This is a genomic window from Sphingobium chlorophenolicum (assembly GCF_000722875.1).
GTDB lineage: Bacteria > Pseudomonadota > Alphaproteobacteria > Sphingomonadales > Sphingomonadaceae > Sphingobium > Sphingobium chlorophenolicum.
In genome coordinates, this window is the sequence record NZ_JFHR01000095.1 from 1 (window position 1) to 8,300 (window position 8,300).

Consider the following 8,300-nt stretch of genomic DNA (forward strand, 5'->3'; position numbering starts at 1 on the left):
CTGCATTAACGTGTGCCGTTACAACAAAGCTTTCCCATGGGGCACGCCCCCACCCCTCAGTCCCCTCCCCTGAAGGGGAGGGGAAGCATTACGTCAGCCATTGGTCATTTCCCAACATTCCGAATTTGTCCACGCGGCCCAGGCTCTGAATTGGCGGTCCGGTCCCACAGACCCTCCCGGCCCGCCAGTCTGCCATGACATAAACCGGCACCCACCGGGTCATGGCGCACAATGGAAGGGGCGCTGCCTTCCCCCGGCAGCGCCCCTTTTTTTGACCATCATGCGAATGGAATCCCGTTCGCCCTGGGCCGCCACTGAGTCCTTCGAAAGGCTCAAGACAGGGCTTGTCGAAGCGGCGTATCGAAGGACTTCAGCGCGCCGCAGCAGGCGCTTCAAGGCGAGCCGAAGACACGATCTGCCGAAAACCGGCAACATCCCGGTCGAAATAGAGAATGGCCGGCGCGTCGAATGTCACCAGATACAGCCGCCCCTTGACGATGGCGCCCACCGCTTCGCCGCTGCGCGACACATCCTCCATCTGCTTGCGGAAGCTGTAGGAAAAGCGCACGCCCTTCTCGCCCAGAAAGGGCGCAGGCTCGGCATGGGTCATGGAAAAGAGCGTGGTGCCCAACGCGATGCGATAGCTGTTTTCCAGCAGCGCCGGAATGTCGGTCAGCAACATGGTGGAGGAAAAGCGCGGCAGCGGCTTGGTCTTCTTGCTCACCTCGCGGAACAGGGTGCGCCCGCTTTCGATGCTGTAGAAATTAAGGCCGTTCAGGTCGTCGCCGTCCAGCGTCCAGGTTTCCGAATTGCGGCCGGGCCGGGCCGACAGCCGGTTCCATTCCCGCTCCGGCGTGACGGTCAACGTCGATTTGGCCACCGCGACGGATGTTCCCGCGGGCATCAGGGCGTTGCCCGCCATCAGCGGCTGAGCCGAAAAAGCCGCGCAGATTACGGCCAGCAAAGGTGCAATTTTTATCGCCATCGGGAAATCCTATTCGCCGGTCATCGTCTGGAGCATGGAAATATCGGCCGCCTGCGGACGCAGCCGGATGTAATTTTTGAGCGCAGCCGCACCCTCCGCCTGCTGGCGGTCGCGCATCAGGCACAGGCCCAATCCGCGCCACCCCTCCGCCAGTTCCGGGTCGGCGGCGAGCGCCGAGCGGTAGAAATCCGCCGCCGCGACCAGATCGCGCGGATTGCCGCGCTGCCGATATAATTCGGCGCGGGCAAACAGCAGGGGCGCGGTCCAATGCTCCCCCGCCAGCGAGGAAAGCAGATATTCGGTCCCGCCGAAATCGTTGAGCTTCAACTGGTCGGACAGAAATTCCGGCAACCATTTGGCGAGCGCCGCCGAATAGCTTTCCGCCCCCTCCGGCTTGGCGGCGGCATCGGCGGACAGGTCGGCGAGATAGGTTGCGCGGTCGAGCGGGGTCGGATGGGTGGAGAAAAAGGTGACCCGCTCATAGCGTCGGCTGCGCTGCTTGCGCCCCAGCGCGGTCGCGTCCGCCTCATCCATCAGGCGCTGCCAGACATGCGCCGCCGCCTGCGCCGAAAAAGGGGATTGGATCGCATATTTGAGCGAGAGGAGATCGGCCTGCTTTTCCTGTTCCCGGCTGAACTGGTAGATCGAACCGATCGCCGCCTGCTGCACGGTCGCGCCATATTGGCCCAGAACGGCCGTCCAGGCGGCGATGTCGGTCATGGTCCGCGCCTTGCGAAAACCCGCAAGACTGTGCCGCAGTTCGAAATGCGCGAATTCATGGCCCAGAATGGCGGCCAGTTCCGCCTCGCTCCGCACGCGCAGCAGCAGCCCGCTCCACACCTGCATCGTCCCGTTGGGCGACATATTGGCGTTGAAGGCCGCGACCCGGACCAGATAGATGCGCACGCCCCGGCACCGATCCTGCCCCACCGCCCGGCACAGGACGCTGGCGACATAGGATTGCAGCGCCGGATCGTTGATGACGAATTTGGAATCGCGCAATTCCCGCTCATCCTCATCGGCCCACATCCACAGGCCGCGCTCATCCGTGCCCTGCGGCTGATAGGCGGGGCTATAGGGCGGCAGATCGGCAGGTGCTGGCGCGGGCGCGGGCGCGGCGGACACCGATACCGGCAGGACCAGGAACAGCGCCAAGGCCAACGCCACAAGCGGGATGCCCCGCAGCAAGGCGCGCATCACTGGGCCGCGGCGGCAAGGGCGACCGTGCTGCCGGGAAAATCCTCCAGCAATTGCGCCACGCGGCGGCGGGCGCCCTCCATGGTGCGGACGTCGCCGCCCATCTGCAAATCCGCGTTCAGCCACAACAGGTCGCCGCTGTTAAGGTCCACCAGACCCGCAAAGCCCTTATGCTGGCCGGACGTGATGCCGACGCCGCCCATCGCCGCGAAGACCTGAAAAATCTTGCGCCCGGTCGAACCGAACTGGTCCTCGGTAAAGATGAACAGGCCGTATCGCGCGCCCGAATGGGCCGCCAGCGCGGACACGCCGGGGCCAAGCGTCCAGTCGAACGCCGCGTCCTTGCGCTTTTTGGTGGGCAGGCGATTGCCGGGGAAGAACTGGAATTCGATCACCGATTGCGCGACGATGCCGAAGAGCGACTGATATTCAGCCAGGCTCTCCGCCTGCTGCCCCACGACATCGACCGAACCGACAATCTCATTGCCCAGCCGCTGCTGCGCCTCCGCCAGAGCGAGGTCCAGATTGTCGCGGGCCTGCTGCGTCCAGTCGGCATTGGGTTCGAACATGCCAGCGGTCGACTGGCTGCCCGCGGTGACCTTCGGCCGGAACAGCAGGATTTTGGTCGAGTTCGGATCGAGCGCGAAGCCCTGCCGGACAGCGGACTTCTCCTGCGCCATGGCGCTGGGCGACAGACAACCCAGCAGCAGGCACAAAATGGCATAGCCGAACGCGTAACGCATGAACCACCCCCAGAACAGCCGAGTCCCCCGACTCATCGCTGTTGTTCAAGGGCTTAGCGAACCGGGCGCCGCTGGTATAGATAGAACGATGCCCGCCGGAGCGGACATCGTCCATAATGGATCAATCAGCCCAAAGCCTTCTTGATCAGCTCATTGACGACCTGCGGATTGGCCTTGCCCTGCATCGCCTTCATCGTCTGGCCGACGAAGAAGCCGAACAGCGCTTCCTTGCCCGCCTTATACTGCTCGACCTTGTCGCCATTGTCCGCCAGCACCTTGGCCACCGCCGCCTCGATTGCGCCGGTGTCGCTGGTCTGCTTCAGCCCCTTTTCCTCGACGATCTTCGGCGCGCGGTCGCCGGTTTCGAGCATGATCTCGAACACCTGCTTGGCGATGGTGCCGCTGATCGTGCCGTCCGCGATCAGGGCCAGCAGTTCCGCGCCTTCTTCCGGACCGACCGGGCTGCTTTCCAGCGATTTGCCCAGACGATTGAGCGCGCCATAAAGCTCCGACAGCAGCCAGTTGGCCGAAGCCTTGGCGACTTCGCTCTCGCTCTTCTTCTGGATGCGCGCACCCTCGGCCAGCAGCGCCTCGAACCAGCGGGCGGTGTCCGCGTCGGCGGTCAGCGTGGCGGCATTATAGGCGCTAAGGCCCAGATCCTGCTCATAACGCTGACGCTTGGCATCGGGCAGTTCGGGCAGCGACTGACGGCATTCCTCCAGAAAGGCGTCATCCAGTTCCAGCGGCAACAAGTCCGGATCAGGGAAATAGCGATAGTCATGCGCGTCTTCCTTCGACCGCATGGACCGCGTTTCATTCCTGTCCGGATCGTAGAGGCGCGTTTCCTGCACGATCTTGCCACCAGCTTCCAGCACGTCGACCTGCCGGTTGGCTTCGTGCTCGACCACCGCCATGACGAAACGAACCGAATTCACATTCTTCGTCTCGGTGCGGGTGCCGAACTCCTCGCCGGGCTTGCGGACCGAGACGTTGACGTCGGCGCGCATCGACCCCTGATCCATATTGCCGTCGCACGACCCCACATAGCGCAGGATAGTCCGCAGCTTCGACAGATAGGCCCCGGCCTCGGCGGGCGAACGCATGTCGGGCTTCGACACGATCTCCATCAGCGCCACGCCCGACCGGTTCAGGTCGACATAGGATCGCGTAGGATGCTGGTCGTGCATCAGCTTGCCCGCATCCTGCTCGACATGGATGCGCTCGATGCCGATCCGCTTGGTCACTGCGTCGGGATTCTTGTCGTCCAGGCTGATCTCGATGGCGCCCTCGCCCACCAGCGGGTGGTAAAGCTGGCTGATCTGATAACCCTGCGGCAAGTCCGCGTAGAAATAATTCTTCCGGTCGAAACGCGACCATTTGTTGATCTTCGCCTCGATCGCCATGCCGGTGCGCACCGCCTGCCGGATGCACTCGCGGTTCGGCACAGGCAACATGCCGGGCATGGCCGCGTCGACCAGCGAAACCTGCGTATTCGGCTCCGCCCCGAAAGCCGTGGCCGCGCCGGAAAAGAGCTTCGCCTCGCTCGTTACCTGCGCGTGGACTTCCAGGCCGATCACGACCTCCCACTCGCCGGTTGCGCCCTGAATGCGATATGCTGTCTCAGTCATTTTCTTGTCCTCATGCGTTCCTGCGCAAGCAGGAACCCAGGGTGAGTGCAGAGCTATATGGCCCTGGGCTCCTGCCTTCGCAGGAGCACGGATTGCTTACCACCACTTGTCCGGCCGGGCCGTGAAGCCTGCACGTTCCTCGATAGCGAGGCCCGCGTTCAGCACGGTCTGCTCGTCCAGCGCCTTGCCGATGATCTGGAGGCCCAGGGGCAGTCCTTGCGCATCCAGCCCCCCCGGCACGGCCATCGCAGGCAACCCAGCCAGCGAAGCAGGCACGGTGAAGACATCGTTCAGATACATGGCCAGCGGATCGGCCTGCTTCTCGCCAAGCGCGAAGGAAGCGCTGGGCGCTGTCGGCGTCAGCAGCAGGTCGCACTTCTCGAAGGCCTGCTCGAAATCCCGTGCAATCAATGCCCGAACCTTCTGCGCCTGCGTATAATAGGCGTCATAGAAGCCCGCCGACAGCACATAGGTGCCGATCATGATCCGCCGCTTCACCTCCGGCCCGAAACCGAGAGCGCGGGTCGCGGCATACATGTCCTGCAACCCCGCCCCATCCGGCAAGTTGCGCTGCCCATAACGCACGCCGTCATAACGGGCGAGGTTGGACGAAGCCTCAGCCGGCGCGATGATATAATAGGTCGGCAGCGCATATTTCGTATGCGGCAGCGACACGTCCACCACCTCGGCGCCCGCATCCTTCAGCCACTCGATCCCGCGATCCCACAAGGCCGCAATCTCGGCATTCAGCCCATCGGGCCGATATTCCCTGGGAATGCCGACCTTCTTCCCCTTGAGATCGCTCGACAAATGGGCTTCCCACTGCGGCACCGCCAGATCGAGCGAAGTCGAATCCTTGGGATCGAAGCCCGCCATCGTCTCCAGCAGGATCGCATTGTCCCGCACCGTCCGCGCCATCGGCCCGGCCTGATCGAGCGAAGACGCAAAGGCCACGATCCCCCAGCGCGAACAACGCCCATAGGTCGGCTTGATCCCCGAAATGCCGGTAAAGGCCGCAGGCTGCCGGATCGACCCGCCCGTATCGGTCCCGGTCGCCGCCGGACAGAGCCGCGCCGCGATGGCCGAAGAAGACCCGCCCGAAGACCCGCCCGGCGCCAAAGCGGCATTATCCCCGCCGCCCCCATCTTTTCTGGCCCGCCGCCAGGGCGAAATCACATTGCCGAAATAGCTCGTCTCGTTCGAAGACCCCATGGCGAACTGGTCAAGGTTCAGCTTGCCCAACATCCCCGCGCCAGCCGCCCACAGCTTGCCGGAAACGGTGGACTCATAGGTCGGCGTAAACCCCTCCAGCATGTGCGAAGCGGCGGTCGTCTGCACGCCCTCGGTGCAGAACAAATCCTTCATGCCGATCGGCACGCCCGAAAGCGGCTTCAAAGCCTCCCCCGCGGCCTTCGCCCGATCAGCGGCTCCGGCCGCCTCCAGCGCCTTTTCCGGCGTCTCCACGATGAAGGCGTTCAACGCCTTGGCCGCGGCGACATTCTTATTGAACGCCTCCGCCACTTCACGCGCCGAAAAATCGCCCGCACGGAAACCGTCGCGGATTTCCGCAACCGTCAGATCAGTAAGCTCGCTCATTATTCGATCACCTTCGGCACCGCGAAGAAGCCATGTTCGGCCTGCGGCGCATTGGCCAACACCTTGTCGCGCACATCGCCGTCGGTGACGACATCGTCGCGCAGGCGCAGCTTGTTGGGGATGACGGCGGTCATCGGCTCCACGCCGGTCACGTCCACTTCCCCCAATTGCTCCACCCAGCCCAGGATGTTGTTGAGTTCGGGCACCATGGCCTCGGCTTCGGCGTCGGTCACCGAAATGCGCGAAAGGCTGGCGATCTTTTTCACGGTCTGAAGGTCTATCGACATGGCCCCGCCGCTACCACCCGGTCACGCCCGCTTCAAGCCCCGATCCGAGCCCTTGCGCGCGCCCGCCGCTTGCGCCAGACAGAAACCGTCCCTCATCGTGGAGAGCAACCCTTGGCCCGCAAGTTCCTCTATGTCGTAACCGGCCTGGTCGTGCTGGTGATCGCGGCATTGCTGGCCTATCGCCTCTGGGGGATGCAGATGATCCGCCTGGTGATGGTCCCGCGGGAGGCGTTCGTCGCCATCGCCCCCCTACCCGCCAACGCCTATGACGATCCGAAGATGTGGATCGCCCGCCCCGACATAGCGAAGGACAATCCGGCCCTCTGGACCCCCGAAGGCGTGAAGGACGCCCCCTCCCCGGAAAAGGCAGCAGTCTTCTTCATCCACCCGACATCCTACATCACCACGCTGGGCGATGCGCATTGGAACATGCGGCTGGACGATCAGGAAGCGCTCACCACCGCCCGGCGCTTCGTGCAGAATCAGGCGAGCGCCTTCAACGCCGCCGGTTCCATCTGGGCGCCCCGCTATCGGCAGGCCAATTACGGGGCCTTCCTGACCGACAAGCCCGCCGCCGAACAGTCGCTGGCGGCCGCCTATGGCGATGTGAAGCAGGCCTTCGCCGCCTTCCTGAAGGCCAATCCGCAAGGCCCCCTGATCCTGGCCGCCCACAGCCAGGGGTCGCTCCATCTGCTCAGGCTGCTGCGCGAACGGGCGACAGACAAAAGCCTCACCGATCGCGTAGCCGCCGTCTACGCCGTGGGCTGGCCGATCTCGGTGGAGGCCGACCTTCCCGCCCTCGGCCTTCCCGCCTGCGCCCGGCGCGATCAGGCGCACTGCATCGTAAGCTGGCAAAGCTACGCCGAACCGGCCGATCCCTCCGCCGTGATCGAAAGTTTCGAACGCAAGCCCAGCTTCACGGGAAAGCCGCACAAGGGCACCCACATGCTCTGCACCAACCCCATCACTGGCGCGTTCAACGGCGCGGCCCCGGCCAGCGCCAATCGCGGCACGCTGGATGCTCGCGACGCAGGCAAGCCGACCCGCCTCGTCCCCGGCATCGTCCCCGCCCGCTGCGACACCAGCGGCGTGCTGATGATCGGGCAACCGGTGGACATGGGGCCCTTCACCTTGCCCGGCAATAATTATCACGTCTATGACTATGCGCTGTTCTGGGCCGATGTCCGGGAAGACGCGAAGCAGCGCCTCAGCGCCTTTTTGAAGAAATAAGCATGTCCATTCTCACCGCCGACCGCGCGCTCTTCCGCGAAGCCCTGCCCCATGGCGGCCGCCTGATCGGGCTGGACGTCGGCACGAAGACCATCGGCCTCGCGCTCTGCGACGCGGGCTGGTCCATCGCCAGCCCCGCCCACACCGTCAGCCGGGGCAAATTCAGCAAGGACAAGATCGCGCTCGCCGCCTTCATGGAGCAGCAGCAGGTAAAGGGGGTAGTGATCGGCCTGCCGCTCAACCTGGACGGCAGCGAAAGCCCCCGCAGCCAGGCCAGCCGCGCCTTCGGCCGCAATATCGCAGACCTGGGCCTGCCGATCCTGTTCTGGGACGAACGCTGGTCGACCCAGGCGGTGACGCGCACCCTGCTGGAAGCCGACGCCAGCCGCGCCCGCCGAGGCGAACTGGTCGACAAACTCGCCGCCAGCTACATATTGCAAGGCGCGATAGACGGATTGATGGCAGGCTTTTAGAATTTCGCGCTCCTGCGAAGGCAGGAGCGCAGTTCTGACATTGGACCTAGGCAACGGACTCGCCGAACTGAGTGATTTGGGTGAAGAGCCGTCATTCCCCCTCCCGCAGGCGGGAGGGGGTTAGGGGGGGGGCGCGAGCGGAGCGAGCTTCCGCCTTATCC

Annotated in this window: 8 protein-coding genes; 2 read left to right on the forward strand and 6 right to left on the reverse strand. The window is 64.2% G+C overall.

The features are described 5' to 3' along the window. Positions 1-370: 370 nt before the first annotated feature. The 6 genes from BV95_RS21780 to gatC all read right to left on the reverse strand — a co-directional run bounded on the left by BV95_RS21780 (position 371) and on the right by gatC (position 6,436). Positions 371-985: a hypothetical protein gene (locus tag BV95_RS21780; RefSeq protein WP_037457278.1), complete on the reverse strand. Its 615-nt coding sequence runs from the start codon at positions 983-985 to the stop codon at positions 371-373. Positions 986-994: 9 nt separating this feature from the next. Then, positions 995-2,182, reverse strand: coding sequence for a M48 family metallopeptidase (locus tag BV95_RS21785; RefSeq protein ID WP_037457280.1), 1,188 nt, complete (start codon positions 2,180-2,182; stop codon positions 995-997). Continuing rightward, positions 2,182-2,925: a hypothetical protein gene (locus BV95_RS21790; protein WP_013846537.1), complete on the reverse strand. Its 744-nt coding sequence runs from the start codon at positions 2,923-2,925 to the stop codon at positions 2,182-2,184. The genes BV95_RS21785 and BV95_RS21790 overlap by 1 nt, the downstream gene beginning before the upstream one ends. A gap of 125 nt (positions 2,926-3,050) precedes the next feature. Beyond that, complete coding sequence (gene gatB, locus BV95_RS21795; RefSeq protein ID WP_037457284.1) at positions 3,051-4,553, reverse strand: Asp-tRNA(Asn)/Glu-tRNA(Gln) amidotransferase subunit GatB; 1,503 nt, start codon at positions 4,551-4,553, stop codon at positions 3,051-3,053. 96 nt (positions 4,554-4,649) lie between these two features. After that, the gene (gatA, locus tag BV95_RS21800; RefSeq protein ID WP_037457286.1) at positions 4,650-6,149 is read right to left on the reverse strand and encodes an Asp-tRNA(Asn)/Glu-tRNA(Gln) amidotransferase subunit GatA; all 1,500 of its coding nucleotides are present in this window, start codon (positions 6,147-6,149) and stop codon (positions 4,650-4,652) included. Then, a complete protein-coding gene (gene gatC, locus BV95_RS21805; RefSeq protein WP_037457288.1) occupies positions 6,149-6,436 on the reverse strand; it encodes an Asp-tRNA(Asn)/Glu-tRNA(Gln) amidotransferase subunit GatC in 288 nt (95 codons plus the stop codon). Before gatC ends, gatA begins: the two co-directional genes overlap by 1 nt. 111 nt (positions 6,437-6,547) lie before the next feature. Here gatC and BV95_RS21810 point away from each other — a divergent pair, with 111 nt between their 5' ends. Both BV95_RS21810 and ruvX read left to right on the forward strand, forming a co-directional pair. Continuing rightward, positions 6,548-7,666, forward strand: a complete 1,119-nt coding sequence (locus BV95_RS21810; protein WP_037457290.1) for a DUF3089 domain-containing protein — start codon at positions 6,548-6,550, stop codon at positions 7,664-7,666. 2 nt (positions 7,667-7,668) lie between these two features. Beyond that, the gene (gene ruvX, locus BV95_RS21815) at positions 7,669-8,139 is read left to right on the forward strand and encodes a Holliday junction resolvase RuvX (protein WP_037457292.1); all 471 of its coding nucleotides are present in this window, start codon (positions 7,669-7,671) and stop codon (positions 8,137-8,139) included. Positions 8,140-8,300 lie beyond the last annotated feature (161 nt).